Below are 21951 nucleotides of genomic sequence, written 5' to 3'. Positions count from 1 at the left end.
CGTCCGCCAAGAAGGGCATCGCATGTCGACATTGACCATTCGATCCCTGCGCAAGAACTTCGGCGCGGTCGAGGTGCTGAAGGGCGTCGATCTCGAGGCGCAGAACGGCGAGTTCATCGCGCTGGTCGGACCGTCCGGCTGCGGCAAGTCCACCCTGCTGGCGATGATCGCCGGGCTGGAAACCGTAACCTCCGGCGAGATCCGCATCGACGGCCGGCTCGTCAATTCGGTTGCGCCGAAGGACCGCGACATCGCCATGGTGTTCCAGTCCTACGCGCTCTACCCGACGATGACGGTGCGCGAGAACATCACCTTCGGCATGGAAAGCCGCCGCGTTCCGAAGCCGCAGCAGGACGAGGCCGTCAAGCGGGTTGCCGCTTTCCTGCAGATCGAACCGCTGCTTGGGCGCAAGCCCGGACAGCTTTCGGGCGGCCAGCGCCAGCGCGTCGCGATGGGCCGGGCGCTGGTGCGTGATCCGAAGCTGTTCCTGTTCGACGAGCCGCTCTCCAATCTCGACGCCAAGCTGCGCGTCGACATGCGTACCGAAATCAAGAAGCTGCATCACCGCGTCGGCAAGACGACGGTCTACGTCACCCACGATCAGGTCGAGGCGATGACGCTCGCCTCGCGCATCGCCGTGATGCATCAGGGCGAGGTCCAGCAATTCGATGAGCCGGCCACGATCTACAATCGTCCGGCCAACATGTTCGTCGCCGGCTTCATGGGTTCGCCGGCGATGAACTTCCTGCCGGCCGAACTGAGCGAGGAAGGCGGGCGCCCCACTGTCGCCTTGCAGACCGCCGACGGCAAGACGGTCGGCCTGCCGATCGTCCAGACGCTTCCATCGGATACGCCGCGACAGTTGGTGCTCGGCATCCGGCCGGAGCACATCTACCGGTTCGATCCCGATCTTCAGCGTCGCAAGCCAAGTATCGCGCAAATCGATGCCGTGGTCGAACTGGTCGAGCCGACAGGTGCGGAGACCATGGCCGTCCTGCGCCTGGGCGCCAAGGAGATCACCGGTCGTTTCGACCCCGACGGCACGCCACGGATGGGAGAGACGGTGACGCTCGGCATCGACATGGCGCGTGCGTGCTTGTTCGACCCGACGAGCCAACGCCTGATCTGAAGAGAGTTCCGCACTTGTCCTTTGCCACCTATCCGAGCCTGGCCGACCGTGTCGTGCTGATCACCGGCGGCGCGACCGGCATCGGCGCCGACACGGTCCGCGCCTTCGCCGCCAATGGCGCACGCGTCGCGTTTCTCGATCTGCAGCAGGAGGCCGGTGATAAGCTCGCGAGGGAAGTCGCCGCCAAGGCACCGCACGCGCCACTGTTCATGCGCTGCGACGTGACCGATATTGTCGCCCTCCAGGCTGTGATCGCCACCGTGCGCGACCGCCTCGGACCGGTCGCGGTGCTGGTCAATAATGCCGCCGACGACAATCGCCACCCGGTCGCCGATGTGACGCAGGAGTACTGGGATCATGCCCAGGACGTGAACCTCAGGCACCACTTCTTCGCCGCCCAAGCCGTGCATGCGCACATGAAGGAGCTGGGCTTTGGTTCGATCGTCAATTTTTCCTCGATCGCCTGGCGTTTCGGCGCGGCGGAGATGGCACCCTATGCGACGGCCAAGGCTGCCGTGGTCGGATTGACATTCGCGCTGGCACGGGCGTTTGGCCCCGACAACATCCGCGTCAACGCCATCGAGCCGGGCGCCGTCATCACCGACCGGCAACGGCAGCTCTGGTACAAGACGCAGGCCTCGGTCGACCAGGTCGTGCAGCGCCAATTGATCCGCCGGGTTCTGCTCGGTGAGGAGATTGCGCGCACGGTGCTGTTCCTCGCCGCCGACGACAGCCGCATGATCACCAAGCAGTCGATCACCGTGGACGCCGGCCTGCGATGACCGCAAAACCCGAACCAAAGGATCGCTTTATGCTCGAGGTCGGCCTGAACCCCTACGGTCTGACCTATCATCTCGGCCTCCAGGCCCGCGGCACGCCGCGCGCCAATCCCAAACCGGCGGGGCTGGAAGGCTTCATCGCGCTCGCGACCGAACTCGGCGCGCGGGTGCTGGAGATCTGGGTGCCATGGCTGAGCGAACTTTCCGACGACGCGGTGATCGCGCTGCGCGAAAGGCTCGCCGGCCTTGGCATCACACCGATCGTCAGCGGCGGCCTTCTGGTGGGCGAACCGCTCGATGCGGCATTTCGGGCCGCACGCCTGCTGCGGGCCAAGATCATCCGAACGGCGCTGACGCCGGTTCTCTGCGGCGACCGCAACGCCGCCGGCGAGAAATGGAGCGAGTTCGCCGGCATCATTCGAGACAGATTGAAGGAATGGGGTCCCCGCGCGATTGCCGAAGGCCATGTCCTTGCGATCGAAAACCACCAGGACTTCACCAGCCAGGAACTCGTCGATTTTTGCGCGCTCGGCGGCGAAGGCGTGGGCGTCACCTTCGACACCGGCAACACATTCCCGGTCGGCGAAGCGCCGCTCGATTTTACGCGGCGGATCGCGCCTCATGTCCGCCATGTCCACCTCAAGGATTACCGCGTGCAGTTCACGGCCGAAGGCTACCGGCTGATCCGCTGTGCAATCGGCGACGGCGCGGTGCCGTTTGCCGAGCTGCTTGCAATTCTTGGCCAGCACCACGATCGCATGACCGCCGTTCTCGAACCGGGAGCATTGGAGGCGCGGCATGTCCGCTTTCTGCGCGACGACTGGTGGCACGGCTATCCGCCTAAGACGGCGCGCGAATTTGCCGCCTGCCTGCTGGCCGCGCAGCGCAATCGGTTGCCCGACGATGCCGACTACCGCACCCCCTGGGAGCGCGAAGACGACGGTTCCCTGGTTTCCTACGAGCTCGACATGATCCGGCGCAGCGCCGCCAACATGCGCGATTTGGTTTGATGAAGTGGAGAAGATCTGGTGACGACACGTGAACTCGATGGATTGACCGCCTTCGTGACCGGCTCCGGCCGTGGCCTCGGTCGGGTGATGGCCGAGCGCCTTGCGGAACTCGGCGCCAATGTCGCGATCCACGACATGGACGAAACAGCGCCGGCCAAATACGGCGAGTTTGCCGATCTCGGCGAGGTGGTCGAGCGCCTGAAGCGGCATGGGACGAAGGTCACGTCGGTGACCGGCAACATCGGCGACCAGAAGGCGGTGGCCGAGATGAAGCGCAAGATCGAGGCCGATCTCGGCGACGTGCATGTGCTGGTCAATTGTGCCGGCGGCGACATCGGCGCCAAAGGCGGCAAGCCCAACCCGAACAACGCCCTCGACATCGAACTCGAGGACATCCGCGTGCTGACCGAGAACAATCTGATCGGCACGATGCTGGTCTGCCAGGCCTTCGTTGCGCCTATGAAGCAGCGCGGCGGCGGCTCCGTCATCAACATCGCGTCGGCGGCGGCTCACCTCGGCTGCTCTCCCGAGGTCGTCTACTCGACGTTGAAGGCCGCGGTCGTGCACTATACGCGCTGCCTCGCCAAGGAACTGATCGACGACGGCGTGCGCATCAATGCGGTCAGCCCAGGCGCCACCAAAACGGCACGGTTCCAGGCGACCCGCGCGGTCGATCCGGCGCGCATGGACTCGAGCAAGAAATCGCTAAACCGGTATGCGGAGCCGGAAGAGATCGCCGAGGCTGTGGCCTTTCTCGCCGGCCCCCGCGCGCGCTTCATCAACGGGCAGGTCATCCGCGTCGATGGCGGTTTCACTATCTTTCCAGGTTGAATGGCTGCCGAGTGAACCGACTTGCGAATTCAAGCACTGCTCAAGTCCGGAATCGCTGCCAGATCGATCTCGGTGATATGCCAGCGGCCAAGATTTGCGGTGTAGAGCCTGTCGCCCTTGAAGGCGATGTTGGTGGGATGCGCCAGCGTCGTCGCCGCGGGATCTTCGATCAGCACTTCGAGACCTCTGTCCTTTCGCCAGCGATAGATCCGGCTGGGCTCGTAGCATGAGATGAATAGCGAACCGTCAGGCGCGAAGGCCACGCCATCGGGAACATTGCGCACGTCTTCGACGATGACCTGCCGCGCGCCCGCACCACCATCGGCAAGGATCGGCACGTAGCTGATGCAGGGCGCATCGCTCTCCACGACATAGAGCCCGTTGCCATCCGGCGCCATGGCCATGCCGTTGGCGAAGGACATCGCTTCCCGGCACCACAGGCCGCCCTCGCCGGTGTTGAGATCGTAGCGGAAGATGCCCGAGCGTTTGTCCTCGCCAACGCTGTCCGACACGTAGAGCCAACCCCTTGCCTCGTCGACGATCGGATAGTTCGGCACGCGGATGCCGGCCGCTGCGAAGCGCTCCATGCGACCTGTCGCGGAGTCCCAGCGGAAGATGGCGGCATGCTTCAGATCGCAGGCAAAGCAGTTGCCGGCGCTGTCGAAGGCAATGCCGAGCAGGAAGCCATCGGTGCCGCCGATGCGCTCGACCGAACCGCCATCGGCGGCCAGTCTCAGAAGGTCGCCGGTTTCGGTGCCGCACCAGATCGATCCGTCGCGATGGACAGCCACGCCCTCAGGATGCGCGACGCGCGGATTGGTGAAGATGCCGTCGAAGAAGACGCGGGCGGCGGACATGTCGAGCAACGGCTTTGCCATGGAATGCTCCTCAGCTTGCGGCAGGCGACCTCTGTGCGGCGATGCAGCGCTCGACCATCGCGCGATCAGCGGCGAGGATTTCGGCGATGAGCGCTCCACGCTCCTTGGCGCTGACGAATTCCAGGCGACGCAGGCCAAGCGGATCGATGCGGTTTCGCAGCACGGCAAGCGTATCTGAGGACGGCACCGGCACCTCGCGGCACTTCGCGTCGAACGTCACCGCAAAGCCGGTCGCATCATGGATTTGCTGGCGCGTGATGCCGGGCATGGTTTCGACGACGATCAATTCCCTGGATGCCTCGTCGAGCCGGAAGACGCAGAGATCGGTGAAGACCAGCGCCTTGGCCGTGCGATAGCCCATCGGATCGCGTTCGGCCGGAGTCAGCAGTCCGCGGGCGGAACTCACGATCTCGACTTCATCCACCAGCGACTGGACCGAGTGACGCGGGATGTAGAGCAGGTAATCGCGGTGCATGTTGGCGACGTCGGCCATGCCGCCCTGCCCTGGCAGCCGGATGAGGCCGCCGCTCGGCTTGCGCAGCGCTATGGTGTTGACGCGGCCACGCCGGTCGACCTGTGCGGCGCCGACGATCTCATGCGTCACAGCACCTGCCTGGTAGTAGGTCGAGTAGGTGTCGTCACCGCCGGCATGCGCCACCGCCGTTTCGCAATCCAGGCTTTCGATCAGCGACAGGATCATCGGACTTGGCGCGATGTCGAGGTGGCCGCAGCTCATCGTCGCGACGATCATGTCGGGCGCGTGCGTCGCCTTGGCCAGCCGGTAGGCGACGTTGGCCAGCGGCGAAACCGCGCCGGCGCTGGCGAAGCTCTCATTGTCGAGCTCGGTGGCGATGCGGGCAGCGATGATCTCATCGATGGATGGTTTCCTGTCGCCATGGGCGAGCGCCGGCATCGCCAACACCGTCTCGGCGCTGACTTTCGCAGCGTCTCGAAGCCGCTCTAGCAGGCCATTCGGAGGCAGGCGGAGTTTGTCCGACAAAGCTGCCTCCTTGGTCGCGAACGCCTCGGACAGTGCCTGATAGTCGGTGACGTAGAATGGCAGGCACGAGGCCGGATAAGCGCCGCCCGGCGCCAGGGCTATGGCAGAAACCTGGTTGCGGGTGAGGATGCTCTGGCGGCCGTCCCGGCGAAGCGTTCCGACCGGCACGATCTCCTCGACCGTGACCAGCACCTTGCGCGCCGCGCCGGCCATGGCGAAGTCCAGCGCGCGCGGCCCGACGATCTGGACGTTGCCGCTTACATCCGCGCGCTGGGCGTGGACGACAAAGGTGTCGAGCCTGAGCGGCGGGACAAATCCGGTCTCGATCCCGGCAAGCGGATCGGGCCTGGCGACCGCACCCGGCATACGGGCCAGCATGTCGGACCCTTGCGGTAGCTGGAACGGCATCAACGGCAGGTTCTGTTGCGCCGCCCGCAACGCCTGGATCATGGCCAGCGCGGTCCAATCGCGAACCGGTATCGCGCCGCTCTCGGCGGCGGCACGAAAGCGTGGCGGAAGGCCAAAAATGTCGAGACTGGAAAAGCAGAGGTCGATCTCCGCCACCGCATTCGCCTCAAGCAGCAGTTCAAGCGGCAACCCGCCGGCCCAGCAGACATAGTGCAGGTCCTTGACGCCCGAGTTGGCGATGGCGCGCAGGAGAGAAATCGGCAGCCGGGCGAAATGATGGCCGCCGACGCCGAAAGCGTCGCCATGGCCAACCATCGCCGCCAACCCCTCGATGTCGGTGAATTGAGGCCGGTTCGGCTTGACCAGAGACATTGCGGCACGGTTCGTCACAGCGCGGATGCCTCGATGCGGTAGCGGGTGACGAACGGCCTTTCGGGCGAGAATTCCAGCGCGGTCGCGATGCCGGATTGCGCGATCGGATTGTCGGCCAGCGCGGTCGCCGGACCGAGCCCGAAGGGCGAACAGATCGGCTCGATGCCGATGGCGACATGACGCCCGTTCCAGGGCGCCGCCTTGCGGCCGCGATTGGAATACCAGAGCAGGAGGCTGGGAAAATGCTCCTTTTGCCAGAACAGTCGCACCCGGTACCCATCCTCATGGTTGGCGAGCGCCACCATGCCGTCGGCGCCTTCGATCTGCAGGAGCTCCTCCGCGTCGGCGGCCAGAGGCAACCGCGAGGCGTCGGCCGTGCCCCCGGCGCGCGCCGGCACCGATGTCAGTTCGAAGAACGTCTTGTTCCTTGCAAACAGCGCCGCGCCGGGCTCGACATCATGCGGGTATGTGCGGCCTTCATCGAAGCCGCCAAGCTCCAGCGTGGCCGCGCCCGTCTCGAGAGGCAGCCTGAACACCGGATGCAGGCCGATCGGCAGGCGGCAGGCACGGCGGACGAATACCCTGAATTCGACGTCGATGGCCGGCGCGGATGGATCAGGCCTTATCGTCCGCTCGACGTGCTCGATCGGGCTTGTCTCAGGATAGGCAAGCGCCAGCGAAAGCCCGCCCCTGCTGTCCAGCCAGGTCCAGTCGTGGTTGGAGCTGTGGCCATGGACTTCTTCGTCCGGCCCCGGTGGTCCCATGACGCTCGCCCAGTTCTCGGGCCATCCCTCGACAGGCACCGAATAGCCGAAGGGCACGCAGGGCCATTCGCCGCGCAGCTTGCGCAGGATGCCCGGCAGTGCTCCCGCCTCCGGCTCGTTCGCCCAGGGCGCGACATGCATCGGCGAGACCTGCCGGCCGTTGGCCAGCAAGAAGGTGACCGGCGCCAGCATCGCGCCGAGCCGTTGCACGGTCAGCGCGCCATGCGCCCAGCCGAGACCCCGATAGTCGTCGCCACTCATGAGCTGGCCTTCTTCACGGCGCTCCTCTCGGCGAATTCCTTGACGCGCCGCTGGCCGATCTCGCTGCGATAGAGGCCGCCCAAAATGTTGCGTTCCATCGCAAGGCCTTCAGCCAGATCGCCCGACACCGCATGCGCCGTCAGCGCCTTCACCCCTTCGATCGCGGCGACAGGCTCGGCGGCGATCATTTCGGCGAGTTCCAGCGCGCGCGGCATCAGCCTCTCGACATCGACGATCTCGTTGACCAGTCCGGCAACGACGAATTCGGAAGCCGGCACGATAGCGCCCGTCATCAGCAGAAGATTGGCGCGGTTGCGGCCGAGCTTGGCGACGCTGCGCTGCGTGCCGCCGCCGCCGGGGATCAGCCCGAGCTTGATCTCCGGCAGGCCGAGCTTGGCGAACTGGTTGGCGATCACGATGTCGCAGCACAGCACCAGCTCCATGCCGCCGCCCAGCGCAAAGCCGTTGACCGCCGCGATCACCGGTTTGCGGTTGTTCTCGATCGCCGCGTACATGCGCGTGCCCGCGGCCTGGAAAATGTCGAACTCGGCGGTGGTCTGCGCGGCGTATTCCTTGATGTCGGCCCCGGCCATGAAGCCGCGCCCCTCGCCGGTCACCACGATCGCACCGATGCCTTCGTCGCCCGACAGCGCCTCGAAGACCTCGGTGATCTCGTCCTGCATCTGCCGGTTCATGGCGTTGAGCTGGTCGGCGCGGCGGAAGGTGACGACCGCGACGCGGCCCGAAATTTCGAGCGTAAGTGTCTGGTAGGCGCCCATCGTCAGGCCGTGTCCACTGTCATGTCGCCGGACGCTTCCAATGCTGCGATTTCCTCCTTGGAGAGGCCGAACTCGGCCAGGATCTCGCGGCCATGCTGGCCGACCAGCGGCGCCGGCCGCTCGATGGTCGCGGGCGTCTCGCTCATCTTGACCGCGGGCGCCACCACCCGCACCTTGCCGCCGCGCGGATGATCGTAGCTGGTGATCATGCCCATATGCTTGACCTGCGGGTCCTCCGCCGCGCGACGGATATCCTTCACCTCGGCGCACCAGATGTCAGCTGCCAGAAGCCGCGCCAGCAGATCCTGCGTCGCGAACTTCTTGGTCTCGGCATTGACCTTCTCGAACACCTCATCGCGCTTGTCGAACAGCGTCTTCAGGTCGTCATAGACGGCGAGCTGCGGCGCTTGCAGCACCTCGTAGAGCGTTTTGAACGGGCTCATGGCGATCGACACGTAGCCGCCATCCTTCGTCTCGTAGATGCCGAACGGCGCCTGCATGCCGGGATGGCCGATGCCGGAGTTCGGCCGCACGAAATCCTCGCCGAGATTGAGAACGGCGACATATTCCTGGTTGAGATGCGCCAGCAGGCCGGCCAGCAGATTGACCTCGATCTTCTGGCCCTTGCCGGTCTTCTCGCGATAGTAGAGCGCTGACAGGATGCCGTAGACCATGTTCATGGCGCCGATCTGGTCGGCGAGGCCGGCGCCTGCCGGAACCGGAGCCTGGTCGCCGCGGCCGGTGTTGGCGATCAGCCCGGCGAGCCCCTGGATCAGCATGTCCTGGCCGGGGCGCTCGACGTAAGGCCCCTCCTCGCCATAGCCGGATCCCGAACAGTAGATGATGCGCGGATTGACGGCCCTGAAATCCTCATAGCCATAACCGAGCTTGGCCAGCACGCCGGGGCGGAAATTCTGCACCACGACGTCGGCACTCTTTGCCATCTCCATGATGATGGCATGCACCTTGCGGCTCTTCAGGTTGAGCGCGATCGAGCGCTTGTTGCGGTTCCAGGCAAGAAAATTCGGGCTTTCGGAGCCGCCGACCCATTTGGCGAAGAAGGTCATGCCGCGGAACATGTCGCCGGCGCCGGCGCGCTCGATCTTGATGACGTCGGCGCCCATGTCGCCGAGCAGCTGCGTGGCGAACGGCCCCTGCAGCAGATGGCTGAAATCGAGGATGCGGACGCCTTCGAGGGCCTTGTTCATTTTACGTCTCGTTTCGTTTTTAAAGCAGTTCGGGAACGTAGCGCGGTGCCGCGGTCAGTCCGCCGTCGACGCGCAGGTCGGTGCCGGTGGTGAAGCCGGCTGCATCAGAGGCGAGATAGACAGCGGCTTCGGCCACTTCGGAAGGCTCGCCGATGCGGCCGAGCGGATGCATCTTGACCCAGGCCTTGGCGAGGTTGCCGCCGATCTCCTTGATCAGCTTGTCGTTCATCGGCGTGTTGATGGTGCCGGGCGAGATCGAGTTGACGCGGACGTTCGCCGGGCCGAACTCGACCGCCATCTGGCGCGTCATCGCCATCACCGCGCCCTTGGCGCCGGCATAGGCGGTCCAGCCATCGAGGCCGATATGGCCTTGCGCCGAAGCCATATTGATGATCGAGCCCGACTTTTGCGCGATCATATGCGGCAGCGCGTATTTGCAGCCGCGGAACACGCTGGTCAGGTTGACCGCGATCAGCCGGTGCCACTGCTCGTCTGTCATCTCATGCACCGGCATGCCGCCGATGGCGATGGCGGCGTTGTTGACCAGGATGTCGAGACGCCCGGCCTTCCTGACGGCGTTGCCGATGAGCCCGGCGATATCGGCTTCCTGCGAAACGTCGCAATGGACATAGTCGGCAAGGTGGCCAGCCGCGCGCAACGCCGCCGCGAACTCCTCGCCGGCGCCGTCGGCGATGTCGCCGAGGAAGACATGCGCGCCTTCGCGCGCCATCGCCTGGGCAATCGCATGGCCGATGCCGTCGGCGGCACCGGTGATGACGGCGGTTTTCCCTTCAAGACGAGCCATGTCAGCCTCCATTCGCGCGTCGGCGCTTCGCTTCGTCGAAGGCCACCGCGGCGATAATGATCATGCCGGTGATGACCAGCTGCCATTCGGTCGGCAGGCCGAGCCCGCGCAGGCCATTGGACAGGAATTGCAGGATCAGGACGCCGAGCGCCATGCCGGTCAGGCTGCCGATGCCGCCGGCAAGGCTGACCCCGCCGAGCACTGTCGCGGCGACGACCTGGAACTCGAAATTGAGCCCTGCGGTATGCTGCGCCGAGCCGACGCGCGCGGCAAGGATGATGCCGGCAACCGTCGCCAGCAGCGCGCTGATGATGAAGCAGATGAACTTGACGCGCCGCACGTCGTAGCCTGCCAGCCGCGCCACTTCCTGATTGCCGCCGACGGCATAGATCTGCCGCCCGAACGGCCGGTGCTGCATCATGTAACCGAAGGCGGCGAGGAGCACGATGGCGATGACCGCCGAATACGGGATGATGTTGAACAGGCGCCCGTCCGACAGCGCGATGAAGCTGTCGAGGCTGGCATCGTCGGGGATCGCGCGCTGGCCGGTGTAGAGATAGACGCCGCCGCGCATGATGAACATCGTGCCGAGCGTCACGATCAGCGAGTTGATGCCGGCATAGGCAACGAGATAGCCGTTCACGACACCGATGATCAGGCCGAACAGCAGCGCCGCGCCGACGCCGAGCAGCAGCGAGTTGGTGTCGTTCATGATGATGATCAACGGCAGCGCGATGGTCGCCAGCAGCGAGCCGATCGAGATGTCGACTTCGCCGGAAATGAAGACGATGGCGCAGCCGATACCGGCGGTGAGCGCGAGCGAGGCCTGACCAAGCACGTTGGTCATGTTGCGCACGGAGAAGAAGTTCTCGATCGTGACGGAGAAGAATGCCAGCACCAGGACGAGGCAGACGAGCAGAGCCAGTTCCTGCCTGGCGAAAAGGCGGGCCAGCATGGAGGGCTGAGCTCTCTCGGAAGCGGTGCTTGCAAGGCTCATCGCTTGTTCCCTTCGAAAAGGCCGGGCTGATCGCGAAGCGTCACCGTCTCACCCGATCGCGGCATTGAGGATCTTCTCCTGCGTGGCTTCCTCGCGCGACATGATCGCGGTCAGGCGGCCCTCGCACATCACCGCGACGCGGTCGGCGAGCCCGAGCAGCTCCGGCATCTCCGACGTCATCATGACGACCGCCAGGCCTTCGCCGGCGAGCCGGTCGATCAGCGCGAATATCTCAGACTTGGCGCCGACATCGATGCCGCGCGTCGGCTCATCGACGACGATCACCTTCAGGCCTCGCATCAGCCAGCGCGAGATCAGCACCTTCTGCTGGTTGCCGCCCGACAGGTTCTTCACCTGCTGGAACAGGCTGGGGGTCTTGATGCGGAAGCGGTCTACATAGTCCTGCACCGCCTTGTGCTCCTTCGCCTTGTCGACGAACCCAAGACGGGCGAACGCGCCAAGCGAGGCCAGGCTGGCATTCTGATAGACGGGAAGCTCACCCATCAGGCCTTCGCTCTTGCGGTCCTCGGTGAGCAGGCCGATGCCGAGCTTGACGCCGGTGCGCGTGTCATGCGGCGCAAGTCGATGACCATCGACGGTGATCGTGCCCGACGTGATCGGATCGTAGCCGACGATCGCCTTGGCGAGTTCGGTGCGGCCGGCGCCCATCAATCCGAAGAAGCCGAGCACCTCGCCGGCATGCGCCTCGAAGGAAACGTCGCTTAGCTTCTTCGCGGTGCTGAGGCTCTCCACGGATAGCGCGATCTTGCTGCCCGGCGCGCCGCGCTTGCGGGGGAAAAGATTGTCGATGCGCCGGCCGATCATGTCCTGGATCAGCGTGTCGTTGCTGTGCTCGCCGATCGGCTTGGTCGAGATGTGGCGCCCGTCGCGCAGCACGGTCACTGTGTCGGCGATCTCGAACACCTCGTCGAGCTTGTGGCTGACATAGACCACCGCGATGCCCAGCGCCGCCAGGCGGCGGATGACGGTGAACAGCAGCGAGACCTCGTTCGGCGTCAGCGAGGACGTCGGCTCGTCCATCACAACGACGCGCGCCTCGTGGGCTAGCGCGCGGGCGATCTCGACCATCTGCTGCTGGCTGACAGGCAGCGATCCCGTCCGCGCCGCCGGATCGACGTTGAAGCCGATGCGGTTGAACAGCGCCGCTGAATCGGCTCGGATCTTCTTCCAGTCGATCGAGCCGGCTTTGCCCGTCGGATAGCCTTCGAGGAAGATGTTTTCGGCTACGGTGAACTCGGAGATCAACGCGATCTCCTGGAATACGACCTTGATGCCTTCCTTGAGGCTGTCGCGCGGCGACTTGATGTCGACCTCGCGCCCGCGCATGCGGATGGTGCCGGCATCCTTGCCGTAGACGCCGGCCATGATCTTGATCAGCGTCGACTTGCCGGCGCCGTTCTCGCCCATCAGGGCGTGGACCTTGCCCGGCTCCAGTGTGAAGTCGACGTTGTCCAGCGCCACCACGCCCGGAAACCGCTTGCCGATGCCGCGCAGTTCCAGAGCCGGCACGTTGGTGTCGATGGCCGCGCCTTCGCCGGGATGAAGGAAATCAACGGACATTGGCTTTGTTCCGGATGATGTCGAGATAGGTCGCCAGGATGATGACGATGCCCGGCACCACCATCTGCAGGTCCTGGTTCCAGCCGAGGATGATGATGCCGTTGTCGATCACCTTGAGCACGAGCACGCCGAGCAAGGTGCCGAACAGCGAGCCGCGGCCGCCGAGCAAGCTGGTGCCGCCGAGGATGACGGCGGCGATGACGGTCAACTCGAAGCCGCGCCCGGCGGTTGGCTGGCCGGCATTCATCAGTGATGACAGGATCATGCCGGCAACGCCGACGCACAGACCGGTGACGACGAAGGCGAACAGCTTGAGCCGCTCTGAACGCAGGCCGGACAGGCGCACCGCTTTTTCGTTGGCGCCGACCGCGTAGAGGTAGCGGCCCAGCGTGGTGAAGCGCAGCGTCACATAAGCGACGACGAAGATCAGTGCCGCCAGGATGACGGGCACCGGTACCGCACCGACATAGCCGGCGCCGAGATCGGTGAAGCTCGCCAGCCGATTGTGATTCTGCACCGCCTCGCGCGTGAACAGATAGACGCCGCCCTGCAGCATCATCATCGTGCCGATGGTGGCGATCAGCGAGTTCACCCTGAGCCTGGTGACGACCAGTCCGTTGAACAGGCCCACGCCACCGGCAAAGGCGAGCGCCGCCAGCATGCCGAGCGTGAGGCTGTGGGTGGAATTGAGAACGGCCATGCCGATGCAGCCGACGAAGGCAAGCGAGGCGCCGACCGACAGGTCTACTTCCGCCGTGATGATGAGCATGGTCATGCCGGAGGCGACGATCAGCACCAGCGCGCATTGGCGCAGGATGGCGACAATGTTGGCCTCCGAATAGAACTGCGGCGCCGCGATCGAGATGGCGATGCAAAGCACCGCCAGGATGGCGCCCAGCACGAGCTGGCTGCTGCCCAGAAGCTGGCCACCGATAAAGCGCTTCTGCGCGGGGGCGTGTGTAAGCTCGCTCATGTCAGTCCATTCCCGTCGCTCGGGTCAGGCGCCGGTGGCCCGTGTCCTCGCCGCCATCGGCGCTTGGCCGGTGGCCCTCCCCGCGACGCGGGAAGGGCCGTGTCGATCGGCTTATTTCTTCAGGTCGGCCGAGGTCTTCATGCATTTTGCCGGCGGCTGGAGCGCATTGACCGCATCCCATTTGATGGTGCGGGCCGTGCCGTCATAATCGTAGTATTTCTTCCAATCGTCGCCGGTCATCGGCGCCGTCGGGCTGACGATGTGCTCCGGCACCTGCTCGTTGTTGAACAGCTTGACCGCCGCGTCGATGGTTGTGAAGCCTTCCTTCTCCGGGAACATAGCGGCCTCGATGCGGTAGGAAGGCTCGTTCTGCATGGCGTTGATGAAGGCAAGCCCCTCGCCCCCGGTGCCGACCGTCAACAGGCCGTCCTGCGACTTGCCGGCAGCCTTCCAGGCCTGCAGGCCGCCCAGCGAGGACGAATCGTTTATGCCGTAGATGATGTTGATGTCGGAATTCTTGGCGAGCGCGGCCGAGGACACTTCCAGCGCGCGATCCGGATTGCCGCCGCCGTCAAGGTCGTGGACCATAACCGCGTCGGGGATGATGGTCTTCAACCCGTCCATGAAACCTTGCGAGCGCAGCACGGTCGCCGACAGCAAGGGCAGGCCGACATTCATCACCTTGGCGACGCCGCCCAGCTTTTCCTTGGCATATTTGCCGGCCTCGACGCCGGAGAAGTAGCCGGTGTCGTAGTCGCAGATGGCGACCATCGTGGTCATGCCCTTGACCGGGTTGCCCTCGAGCACCACCGGAATGTTGGCGGCTTTGGCCTGACGCAGCAGCGGGACCACGCCTTCTTCATTCACCGGGGTGAGGATCAGCACGTCGACGCCCTTGGCGATAAAATCCTCAGCGGCTGCGACCTGCTTGGCTATGTCGAGATTGGCGTCCTGCACCTCGACCTCGATGCCGAGGTCCTTGCCGTGCGCCTTCATGCCCTTGATGACATTCTGGTACCACTCATGGGTGGCGTAATTGGTGACGTAGCCGATGTGCTTTGGCATGTTCTCGGCGCGCGCTGCTGCCGCGCCCATGGCCAGCATGGCGGCGGATGCGAGCAGGATTGACTTGGACCAGTGCATTTTTCTCTCCCAGGTTTTTCGTTTATGTCAGTCGCTGAACGGGTAGTCCCGCCGTTCCGGGTCGGCACGTGAAGAACTGTTGGCTTCGCCCCAGCCGAGTGCTGCCGATATCTTCTCGGCGGCGGCCCGGGCACGTTCGAAGACGGTTTCGCGGTCGAAGCGCGCGGCCTTCTGCGGCAGCAGCGGCACCGTGAGCGCGGCAATGACGGCGCCGGTATGATCGCGCACCGGCATGGAGATGTTGGTGCAGGCCTCGACGGCCAAAGACGCGCGCATCTCATAGCCGAGCCGCGCCACCTCGTTCAGCCGCGCCTCGATTTCCTCGCGCGTTCCCTGTCCTTCGCCGGCGGCTACGATCCGCTCGACGATGCGGTCGCGCTCGGCCCGGTTCGAGTGGGCGAGCAGCACAGCACCGGAACTGGTCTCGAGGATCGGGAAATGCGATCCCAGCGCAACCGAGTAGCGCATCGGCAGCGGTGAATCGATCTGCAGCACCACCAGCGCGTTCTGCCCCTCGCGCACCACCAGGTGACAGCTCTGATCGGCATTGGCGGTCAATTCGCGCATCACCGGCAGCGCGCATTCGACCAGGCGGTTCACCGGCGGGTGCATATGCGCCAGCTCGAACAGTTTCAGCGACAGCCGGAAGCGGTCCGATTGCGTGCGGAAGATGTAGCCGCGCTTCTCCAGCAGGAGCAGGATGCGATAGATTTCGTGGATGGACCGGCCGAGCCCGGTCGCGATCTCGGTTTGCGTTAGCGTTTCGGCGCTGGAGGCCATGAACTCCAGGACGTCGAGCGCCTTCTCCACAGCCGGCACCCGATAGCCGTTGCGGCCGCTTTCGCCTTCGTCGAGCATTTCGGCAATGCCGGCAGCCATCACACGACGCTCCGTTCCGGTTGCCTGTTTTGGCGGTAGAGGCGGTTCACGTGCTCGGCCAGCTCGGCGGCCGCGATCTCGCCGGCGATGGCAGCGGCCGTGCGCGGGGCGCATTCGCGGAAGAAGGCGATGAAGCCCGGATGAGTCGGGCGCAGATAGGACGAACCGATCGTGCGCAGCGTCGAGGAGAAGAAGTCGCCGGAGAAACGATTGACCTCGGCGTCCTTCCAGGCCGCCAGCGATCCCGGCTGGCCGCCCGATCTCACATAGCCGCCGCGCTGATAGTCGGACGAGCACAGGAACAGCGCGTAGTCGATGGCCGCTTGCTTATGCTTCGACTGGGCGCTGACGCCGATGCCGGCGCCGCCGAGCAAGGCGCCGGCCGAACCCGGTGTCGGCACGTCGGCGAAGCGTAGATACGGACTGTCGGTTTTCGCGGCGTAGTTCACATAGCCGAAGGCGAACGGCACATAGACCACATCGTCATGCGCGACCATGTGGTCGTAGCAGCGGATCGGATTCCATTTGGACGAGTTGGGATGCGATAGCGCCGCAAGCTCGCGCAATTGCGCGATGGCGAGTTCAACCTTTTCCCGGGCGATGAATTGCTCGCCGTCTTCCTGCGGATGGCCGAGCGTCAGGAGCATGCACATGGCGTCCGTCGGCACGAAAGGCAGGCCGAGCCACTTGCCGTCCTTGCGCGCGAGCCGGCCGAGCTCGACGACCTCTTCATGCGTGCGCGGCACCGCCCCATAGCGCTGCAGAAGGTCCGGACGATAGGAGGCGACGTGACAGGCGGCATCGATCGGCAATGCCCACTGGCGCCCGTTCTTCTCGTAGGACCGCCAGGACGGACCGACCGAATCCTGTTCGAACAGGCGGATTTGCTCCGCCGAAAGATAGGCATCGAACGGCACCATCAGCTCGTCCTGCGCGATGTCGCCGATGAAGGGATGGTCGAACACGACCAGATCGTAAGCGCCAAGCACCGGACCGAGCGCGCCTTCGCCGAATTCATAGAGGCTGCGGCGGTCCCATTCGATTTCCAGGCCCGGATTGGCCGCGCGATACGGCCCGACGCTGGCGTCAAGCGGACCCCAGCAACGTCGATGATCCCACGCAAGACCGCGCAGTCTTGTCATATCCGGCAATTCCTCCCTGGAACCGGGCATGCACCCGGCCCGCAAACCAGTAGCAGGTATTTTTACCTGAGCAAATAGTTTTTACATACGCAAAAGGCCCCGCCGCGGCCTCAAGCCAGCCCAAACCGCTCGACGGCCCGCATGATGCCGCGCAGTTCGGCGAGGCCCTTCAGCCGGCCGATCAACGAGTAGCCGGGATTGATCCTGGTCTTGCCGATGTCGTCGGCGAGCAGATGTCCGTGATCGGGCCGCATCGGAATGCGCCAGTCGGCGCGACCTTCCTTGCGACGGCGCGCCTCCTCCCGCATCAGGGCAAGGATGACATGCGCCATGTCAGTGCCGCCCTCGAGATGCTCGGCCTCGTGGAACGAGCCGTCAGCCTCGATGGTGATGTTGCGCAGATGGACGAAATGGATGCGGTCGGCGAATTCCTTGACCATGGCGACAATGTCGTTGTCGGCGCGCGTGCCGTAGGAGCCGGTGCAGAACGTCAGGCCGTTGGCCGGACTGTCGACGGCATCGAGGATGAAGCGCGCATCCTCGGCGGTCGAAACGATGCGCGGCAGGCCGTAGAGCGAAAAGGGCGGATCGTCGGGATGGATGCACATGCGCGCGCCGACTTCCTCGGCCACTGGAATGATCTCGCGCAGGAACCAGGCGAGGTTGTCGCGCAATTCCTTCGGCCCGATCGCATCGTATTCGGCCAAGGCCTCGCGAAAGCTGTCGCGGTTGTAGCTGCGCTCGGTCGCCGGCAGGCCGGCAATGAGGTTGCGCTCGATCCTGTCGATCTTGTCGTCGCCTAGTTCCTTCAGCCGCGATTCCGCCTCGGCGATGCGGGCGGAACTGTAGCTTGCCTCGGCATTGCGACGCTTCAGCACGAACAAGTCGTAAGCCGCAAAATCGATCGCATCGAAGCGCAACGCATAACCCGTCGTCGGAAGGCGGTAAGCCAGATCCGTTCGGGTCCAGTCGACCACAGGCATGAAATTGTAGCAGATCGTCGCAATGCCGGCCTTCGCCAGCGCACGAATCGTGTCCTTGTAGAAGCCGACATAGCGGACCCGTTCCGGCGAGCCGATCTTGATCGAGTTGTGGACGGGAATGCTCTCGACGACTGACCAGGTCAGCCCCGCCGCCTCGATGATCCGCTTGCGCTCCAGGATGCTTTCCAGCGGCCAGGCACGACCGTCATAGATATCGTGCAGCGCCGAAACGACGCCGGTCGCACCCGCCTGCTTGACGTGATCGAGAGTCACCGGATCGTCCGGGCCATACCAGCGCCAACACTGTTCCATTTTTTCGTTTTCCTCTGCGAGAGGCGGCAAACTTATTGTTGGACCACAATGAGAGTCAAATAAAATTTTGGCACGTCCGCAAGTGGCTTATTTCCGATAAACTGGTCACGAAATCGCTGGAGAACACCGAAACCGGTTGTTTTCCCCAAACCTTGCGATATTCTGGTCCAACAATTGAGGAGGATCGATGTCGGAAGACTCTCAGGCCGTGCGCGACAACGCCGTCGGCCGCCGCGACCCCGGCAGGTCCGCGGTTGATACAGCGGCCGGGCGGATACTCGACCTCATCCGCGCGCGGCAGCTGATTGTAGGCGATGTGCTGCCGACCGAACGCGAGCTGAGCGAGATCACCGGTGCCAGCCGCAACACGGTGCGCGAGGCGCTGCGCACCATACGCACCTACGGACTTATCGAGCCGAAGCCGCGCGTCGGCGCCGTGCTTGCCAACGGGCAGAGCATCGCCATCCAGAATTTCTTCGCTGCCCACATGGATGTCTCGCGTTCGTCCTTCGCCGACATCCAGGGTTTCAGGCGCATTATCGAAGTCGGCATCGGCGACCACATCGTGCTCAATGCCTCAAGCGAGCAGATCGAGGCGCTCGATGAGATCAATGCCCGGATCGTGACCAGCCGCTCTATCGAGGAAGCCGCCGAGAACGATTTCAATTTTCACATGGCGCTGATCGGGCTGGCGAACAATCGCGTGCTGACGGACATGTATTCCTTCCTTTCCCCCGTGATCCTGCGGATCATGACCATCGGCAAGGAAATGCGTCCGGTGCTGGCCGACACCCGCGCCGCGCATGGCGAGATCATTGCCGCGCTGCGCGCCCGCGACCGGCTGGCCTATGCCTATCTGGTGAGCCGCCATCTCGATTTCGCCCTGCGATTCCTCCCGGAAGAGCCGGCTTCCGACACGTGACTGAGGGAGTTCCCCAATGAAGGATTTCGACGGCAAGGTCGCCCTGGTTACCGGGACGACCGGAATCGGTCTCGCAACCGCTATGCGCCTCGCGGCTGGAGGTGCAGCGATCATCGCCTGCGGTATCGACCGTGCCGCTAATGCGGCGATGAGAGCGGGACTGGAAAGCGCCGGTGCCGCGGCGCTGGTCATGGACACCGACGTCTCCGTGCCGGACCAGGTCCGCGACGCCGTCGCGGCCGGCGTCGCGCGCTTCGGCGGCCTCGATTTGATCGTCAATTCGGCGGCGGTCCATCCGTACGGAACCGCTACCAGTACCGATTTCGAGACCTGGAACAAGGCGATGTCGGTCAATGTCGGCTCGATCTACCTGACGGCGCATTTCGGTATTCCCGAAATCATCCGCCGCGGTGGCGGCGCCATCGTCAACGTCGCCTCGGTCCAGGGCTTCGCCTGCCAGCAGAATGTCGCCGCCTATGCCACCACCAAGGGCGCCATCCACACGCTGACGCGCTCGCTGGCGCTCGACTATGCGGCGGCCGGCATCCGGGTCAATTCGGTCAGCCCGGGCTCGATCCGTACGCCGATCCTCGAGAAAGCCGCGCGTGGTGAAAACGGCAGCGATGCCGACGTCGAGGAAGCCTACAGGCGCTTCGGCGCGGCCCATCCGCTTGGCCGCATCGGCGAACCGGAGGAAGTGGCGGAGCTCATCGCCTTTCTGTGCTCCTCCAAGGCCGGTTTCTGCACCGGCGCGGATTACAAAATAGATGGCGGCCTGACCGCCGGCATCGGCGTGAAGTAGAACCATGAAGATCGGTCTTGGCCTTTATCGGGAATCGCTGACGCCCGACAATTTCCGCTTTGCCCGTCAGGCTGGCGCCACCCACATCGTTGCCCACCTCACCAATTATTTTCGCGGGCGCGACCCGTCGCTGTCCGCCGGCAGCGAGAAGGAAGGCTGGGGCGACTGCTCCACCGACGCGCTGTGGAGTTACGAGGATTTCGCGGACCTGGTGAAGACCGTGCGCGGCAGCGGTCTGGAAATCGCCGCGATCGAGAATTTTTCGCCCCGTTTCTGGTCCGATGTTTTGCTTGACGGCCCCGACAGGGCCAAGCAGATCGAAGGGTTGAAGCGCCTGGTCCGCGATGCCGGGCGCGCCGGCATTCCGTGCATTGGCTACAACTTCTCCATTGCCGGCGTCTGGGGCTGGTCGCGCGGACCCTTCGCGCGTGGCGAGGCCATGTCGGTTGGGCTCGATCTCTCCGCCATCGATCCCGACCTGCCGCTGCCCGACGGCGTCGTCTGGAACATGCGCTACCGCGCCGGCCGGCCGGGCGCCGAACCGGTGACGGTCAGCGGCGATGAGCTTTGGCAGCGGCTCGGCGTCTTCCTGCGCGAGATTGTACCGGTGGCCGAAGAAGCCGGCGTGGTGCTCGCCGCGCACCCCGACGATCCGCCGGCCGAAGCATTGCGCGGCACTGCACGGCTCGTCAACCGGCCGGAGAAATACGACCGGCTGATGGGTATCGTCGATTCGCCGTCCAACGGCCTGGAACTCTGCCTCGGCTCGCTGCAGGAGATGCCGGGCACCAACGAGATTTACGGGCATGTCCGGCGCTTCGCCCGACGAAAGCGGATCGGCTACATCCATTTCCGCAACATACGCGGCAAGGTGCCGAACTATCACGAGACCTTCGTCGACGACGGCGACATCGACATGGCCGAGATCGTCCGTATCCTGCGCGACGAAAACTATGACGGCGTCATCATCCCCGACCATACGCCGGAGATGTCGTGCGATGCGCCCTGGCATGCGGGCAAGGCCTTTGCGCTCGGCTATATGCGCGCGCTGGTCCAGAATGCCGCGTCGCTGGGACCTTCCCGTACCGTTCAATCCACCGACATCCGGATGGAAGCCTGATGACCAGATCGACGCGCCTCTATGCCGACGACGCCAAAATGTACCGCCTGTTCCAAGACGAGCTCTTCGTCGCCGTGGTCGGCGACGTGATGGATACGCTGGGGCTGCAGCACCAGTTCCTGCCGCCGGTGTTCAAGCCGGTCGACGAAACCACGCGGTTGCTCGGTCGGGCGATGCCGGTGCTGGAAACCGACATCTTTCCGTCCGACGGGCCGACGCAGAATCCGCTGATGGCCAAGCCGTTCGGGCTGATGTTCGAGGCGCTGGACGATTTGAAGCCCGGCGAAATCTACGTCGCCAGCGGCGCCTCGCCCCGCTATGCGCTATGGGGCGAGCTGATGTCGACGCGGGCAAAGATCCTCGGCGCGCATGGCGCGCTGGTCGACGGCTTCGCCCGCGACACGGACGGCATCAAGGCGCTGGGGTTTCCCTGCTTCTGCACCGGCTACTACGCGCAGGACCAGGGCGTACGCGGCAAGGTCATCGACTACCGCTGCGCGCTCGAGATCGGCGGCGTCCGCATCGAGCCGGGCACGCTGCTGTTCGGCGACAAGGAAGGTGTGCTTGTTATCCCCAGCCAAGCCGAGGAAGAAGTGGTGCGCCTGGCCCTCGAAAAAGTCCGCGGAGAAAAACGCGTCGCCAAGGCGATCCGCGAGGGGATGAGCGCGGTGGACGCCTACAGGACATTTGGCATCATGTGACAGGTCGCGGCCGAAATCCTCGGCATTCCGCTGCTTGATATCGTCCGGCTACTTGTGAGCAAGATGCCGCCGGCATCGCCAGCGGCACCGCTCGTCTCCCGTCTGTTCACCAGAGAGGCGAAATCAACGGTTTCGTCAGGCAGCTAATAGAGCAATTCCAGGAAAAGTGTGT

General features: G+C 64.5%; 21 protein-coding genes. 8 read left to right on the top strand and 13 right to left on the bottom strand.

Going from position 1 to position 21951, the window contains the following annotated elements; all coding sequences use genetic code 11:
* Positions 1-22 precede the first annotated feature (22 nt).
* The 4 genes from ugpC to YU3_RS0100580 are packed head-to-tail and all read left to right on the top strand — an operon-like array spanning position 23 to position 3749.
* On the top strand, positions 23-1129 hold the full coding sequence (gene ugpC / locus YU3_RS0100595; protein ID WP_027164396.1) for a sn-glycerol-3-phosphate ABC transporter ATP-binding protein UgpC: 1107 nt from the start codon (positions 23-25) through the stop codon (positions 1127-1129).
* 14 nt (positions 1130-1143) lie between these two features.
* A complete protein-coding gene (locus YU3_RS0100590; RefSeq protein ID WP_027164395.1) occupies positions 1144-1911 on the top strand; it encodes an SDR family oxidoreductase in 768 nt (255 codons plus the stop codon).
* A 29-nt stretch (positions 1912-1940) separates the two neighbouring features.
* Entirely contained in the window at positions 1941-2918 is a 978-nt protein-coding gene (locus YU3_RS0100585; RefSeq protein ID WP_027164394.1) for a sugar phosphate isomerase/epimerase, read from the top strand.
* Between the two features lie 18 nt (positions 2919-2936).
* Positions 2937-3749 (top strand): SDR family oxidoreductase, encoded by an 813-nt coding sequence (locus YU3_RS0100580; RefSeq protein ID WP_027164393.1) that lies wholly within the window; start codon positions 2937-2939, stop codon positions 3747-3749.
* A gap of 29 nt (positions 3750-3778) precedes the next feature.
* On the opposite strand, the gene YU3_RS0100575 is transcribed toward YU3_RS0100580, so the two are convergent.
* From YU3_RS0100575 to uxuA, 13 genes are all read right to left on the bottom strand, one after another.
* Positions 3779-4627, bottom strand: coding sequence for an SMP-30/gluconolactonase/LRE family protein (locus YU3_RS0100575; protein WP_027164392.1), 849 nt, complete (start codon positions 4625-4627; stop codon positions 3779-3781).
* A gap of 10 nt (positions 4628-4637) precedes the next feature.
* Positions 4638-6407: a CoA-transferase gene (locus YU3_RS0100570; protein ID WP_036257597.1), complete on the bottom strand. Its 1770-nt coding sequence runs from the start codon at positions 6405-6407 to the stop codon at positions 4638-4640.
* 14 nt (positions 6408-6421) lie between these two features.
* The gene (locus YU3_RS0100565; protein ID WP_027164390.1) at positions 6422-7432 is read right to left on the bottom strand and encodes a hypothetical protein; all 1011 of its coding nucleotides are present in this window, start codon (positions 7430-7432) and stop codon (positions 6422-6424) included.
* A complete protein-coding gene (locus YU3_RS0100560; RefSeq protein WP_036257593.1) occupies positions 7429-8211 on the bottom strand; it encodes an enoyl-CoA hydratase/isomerase family protein in 783 nt (260 codons plus the stop codon). The genes YU3_RS0100565 and YU3_RS0100560 overlap by 4 nt, the downstream gene beginning before the upstream one ends.
* Before the next feature lie 2 nt (positions 8212-8213).
* Positions 8214-9419, bottom strand: coding sequence for a CaiB/BaiF CoA-transferase family protein (locus tag YU3_RS0100555; protein ID WP_027164389.1), 1206 nt, complete (start codon positions 9417-9419; stop codon positions 8214-8216).
* A 19-nt stretch (positions 9420-9438) separates the two neighbouring features.
* Positions 9439-10224, bottom strand: coding sequence for an SDR family oxidoreductase (locus tag YU3_RS0100550; RefSeq protein WP_027164388.1), 786 nt, complete (start codon positions 10222-10224; stop codon positions 9439-9441).
* 1 nt (position 10225) lies between these two features.
* Positions 10226-11221 carry an ABC transporter permease gene (locus YU3_RS0100545; RefSeq protein WP_027164387.1) on the bottom strand — a complete coding sequence of 332 codons (996 nt, stop codon included), beginning with the start codon at positions 11219-11221 and terminating at the stop codon, positions 10226-10228.
* 48 nt (positions 11222-11269) lie between these two features.
* Positions 11270-12802 (bottom strand): sugar ABC transporter ATP-binding protein, encoded by a 1533-nt coding sequence (locus YU3_RS0100540; RefSeq protein ID WP_027164386.1) that lies wholly within the window; start codon positions 12800-12802, stop codon positions 11270-11272.
* Positions 12792-13775, bottom strand: coding sequence for an ABC transporter permease (locus YU3_RS0100535; protein ID WP_027164385.1), 984 nt, complete (start codon positions 13773-13775; stop codon positions 12792-12794). The genes YU3_RS0100540 and YU3_RS0100535 overlap by 11 nt, the downstream gene beginning before the upstream one ends.
* Before the next feature lie 111 nt (positions 13776-13886).
* On the bottom strand, positions 13887-14918 hold the full coding sequence (locus YU3_RS0100530) for a sugar ABC transporter substrate-binding protein (RefSeq protein WP_027164384.1): 1032 nt from the start codon (positions 14916-14918) through the stop codon (positions 13887-13889).
* 27 nt (positions 14919-14945) lie between these two features.
* Positions 14946-15797 (bottom strand): IclR family transcriptional regulator, encoded by an 852-nt coding sequence (locus YU3_RS0100525; protein ID WP_027164383.1) that lies wholly within the window; start codon positions 15795-15797, stop codon positions 14946-14948.
* The gene (locus tag YU3_RS0100520) at positions 15797-16939 is read right to left on the bottom strand and encodes an extracellular solute-binding protein (protein WP_027164382.1); all 1143 of its coding nucleotides are present in this window, start codon (positions 16937-16939) and stop codon (positions 15797-15799) included. Before YU3_RS0100520 ends, YU3_RS0100525 begins: the two co-directional genes overlap by 1 nt.
* Before the next feature lie 110 nt (positions 16940-17049).
* The gene (uxuA, locus tag YU3_RS0100515; protein ID WP_027164381.1) at positions 17050-18234 is read right to left on the bottom strand and encodes a mannonate dehydratase; all 1185 of its coding nucleotides are present in this window, start codon (positions 18232-18234) and stop codon (positions 17050-17052) included.
* A 187-nt stretch (positions 18235-18421) separates the two neighbouring features.
* Here uxuA and YU3_RS0100510 point away from each other — a divergent pair, with 187 nt between their 5' ends.
* Genes YU3_RS0100510 through YU3_RS0100495 form a run of 4 tightly spaced genes read left to right on the top strand, consistent with a single transcriptional unit; the run spans position 18422 to position 21779 of the window.
* Entirely contained in the window at positions 18422-19156 is a 735-nt protein-coding gene (locus YU3_RS0100510; RefSeq protein WP_051333803.1) for an FCD domain-containing protein, read from the top strand.
* Between the two features lie 16 nt (positions 19157-19172).
* Complete coding sequence (locus YU3_RS0100505; protein ID WP_027164379.1) at positions 19173-19958, top strand: SDR family oxidoreductase; 786 nt, start codon at positions 19173-19175, stop codon at positions 19956-19958.
* Positions 19959-19962: 4 nt separating this feature from the next.
* On the top strand, positions 19963-21078 hold the full coding sequence (locus YU3_RS0100500) for a mannonate dehydratase (protein ID WP_027164378.1): 1116 nt from the start codon (positions 19963-19965) through the stop codon (positions 21076-21078).
* Entirely contained in the window at positions 21078-21779 is a 702-nt protein-coding gene (locus YU3_RS0100495) for an RraA family protein (protein WP_036257591.1), read from the top strand. Before YU3_RS0100500 ends, YU3_RS0100495 begins: the two co-directional genes overlap by 1 nt.
* Positions 21780-21951 lie beyond the last annotated feature (172 nt).

The organism is Mesorhizobium sp. WSM3224 (assembly GCF_000427725.1).
GTDB lineage: Bacteria > Pseudomonadota > Alphaproteobacteria > Rhizobiales > Rhizobiaceae > Mesorhizobium.
The sequence above is the reverse complement of the archived record's forward strand: the minus strand, read 5'-3'. Positions and strand labels throughout refer to the sequence as shown.

Bases quoted from the DNA above. Each gene is read 5' to 3' on its own strand.
- ugpC (WP_027164396.1), top strand. From the start codon at position 23: ATGTCGACATTGACCATTCGATCCCTGCGCAAGAACTTCGGCGCGGTC.
- YU3_RS0100585 (WP_027164394.1), top strand. From the start codon at position 1,941: ATGCTCGAGGTCGGCCTGAACCCCTACGGTCTGACCTATCATCTCGGC.
- YU3_RS0100575 (WP_027164392.1), bottom strand. From the start codon at position 4,627: ATGGCAAAGCCGTTGCTCGACATGTCCGCCGCCCGCGTCTTCTTCGAC.
- YU3_RS0100570 (WP_036257597.1), bottom strand. From the start codon at position 6,407: ATGTCTCTGGTCAAGCCGAACCGGCCTCAATTCACCGACATCGAGGGG.
- YU3_RS0100565 (WP_027164390.1), bottom strand. From the start codon at position 7,432: ATGAGTGGCGACGACTATCGGGGTCTCGGCTGGGCGCATGGCGCGCTG.
- YU3_RS0100560 (WP_036257593.1), bottom strand. From the start codon at position 8,211: ATGGGCGCCTACCAGACACTTACGCTCGAAATTTCGGGCCGCGTCGCG.
- YU3_RS0100555 (WP_027164389.1), bottom strand. From the start codon at position 9,419: ATGAACAAGGCCCTCGAAGGCGTCCGCATCCTCGATTTCAGCCATCTG.
- YU3_RS0100550 (WP_027164388.1), bottom strand. From the start codon at position 10,224: ATGGCTCGTCTTGAAGGGAAAACCGCCGTCATCACCGGTGCCGCCGAC.
- YU3_RS0100545 (WP_027164387.1), bottom strand. From the start codon at position 11,221: ATGAGCCTTGCAAGCACCGCTTCCGAGAGAGCTCAGCCCTCCATGCTG.
- YU3_RS0100540 (WP_027164386.1), bottom strand. From the start codon at position 12,802: ATGTCCGTTGATTTCCTTCATCCCGGCGAAGGCGCGGCCATCGACACC.
- YU3_RS0100535 (WP_027164385.1), bottom strand. From the start codon at position 13,775: ATGAGCGAGCTTACACACGCCCCCGCGCAGAAGCGCTTTATCGGTGGC.
- YU3_RS0100530 (WP_027164384.1), bottom strand. From the start codon at position 14,918: ATGCACTGGTCCAAGTCAATCCTGCTCGCATCCGCCGCCATGCTGGCC.
- YU3_RS0100525 (WP_027164383.1), bottom strand. From the start codon at position 15,797: ATGGCTGCCGGCATTGCCGAAATGCTCGACGAAGGCGAAAGCGGCCGC.
- YU3_RS0100520 (WP_027164382.1), bottom strand. From the start codon at position 16,939: ATGACAAGACTGCGCGGTCTTGCGTGGGATCATCGACGTTGCTGGGGT.
- uxuA (WP_027164381.1), bottom strand. From the start codon at position 18,234: ATGGAACAGTGTTGGCGCTGGTATGGCCCGGACGATCCGGTGACTCTC.
- YU3_RS0100510 (WP_051333803.1), top strand. From the start codon at position 18,422: ATGTCGGAAGACTCTCAGGCCGTGCGCGACAACGCCGTCGGCCGCCGC.
- YU3_RS0100505 (WP_027164379.1), top strand. From the start codon at position 19,173: ATGAAGGATTTCGACGGCAAGGTCGCCCTGGTTACCGGGACGACCGGA.
- YU3_RS0100500 (WP_027164378.1), top strand. From the start codon at position 19,963: ATGAAGATCGGTCTTGGCCTTTATCGGGAATCGCTGACGCCCGACAAT.
- YU3_RS0100495 (WP_036257591.1), top strand. From the start codon at position 21,078: ATGACCAGATCGACGCGCCTCTATGCCGACGACGCCAAAATGTACCGC.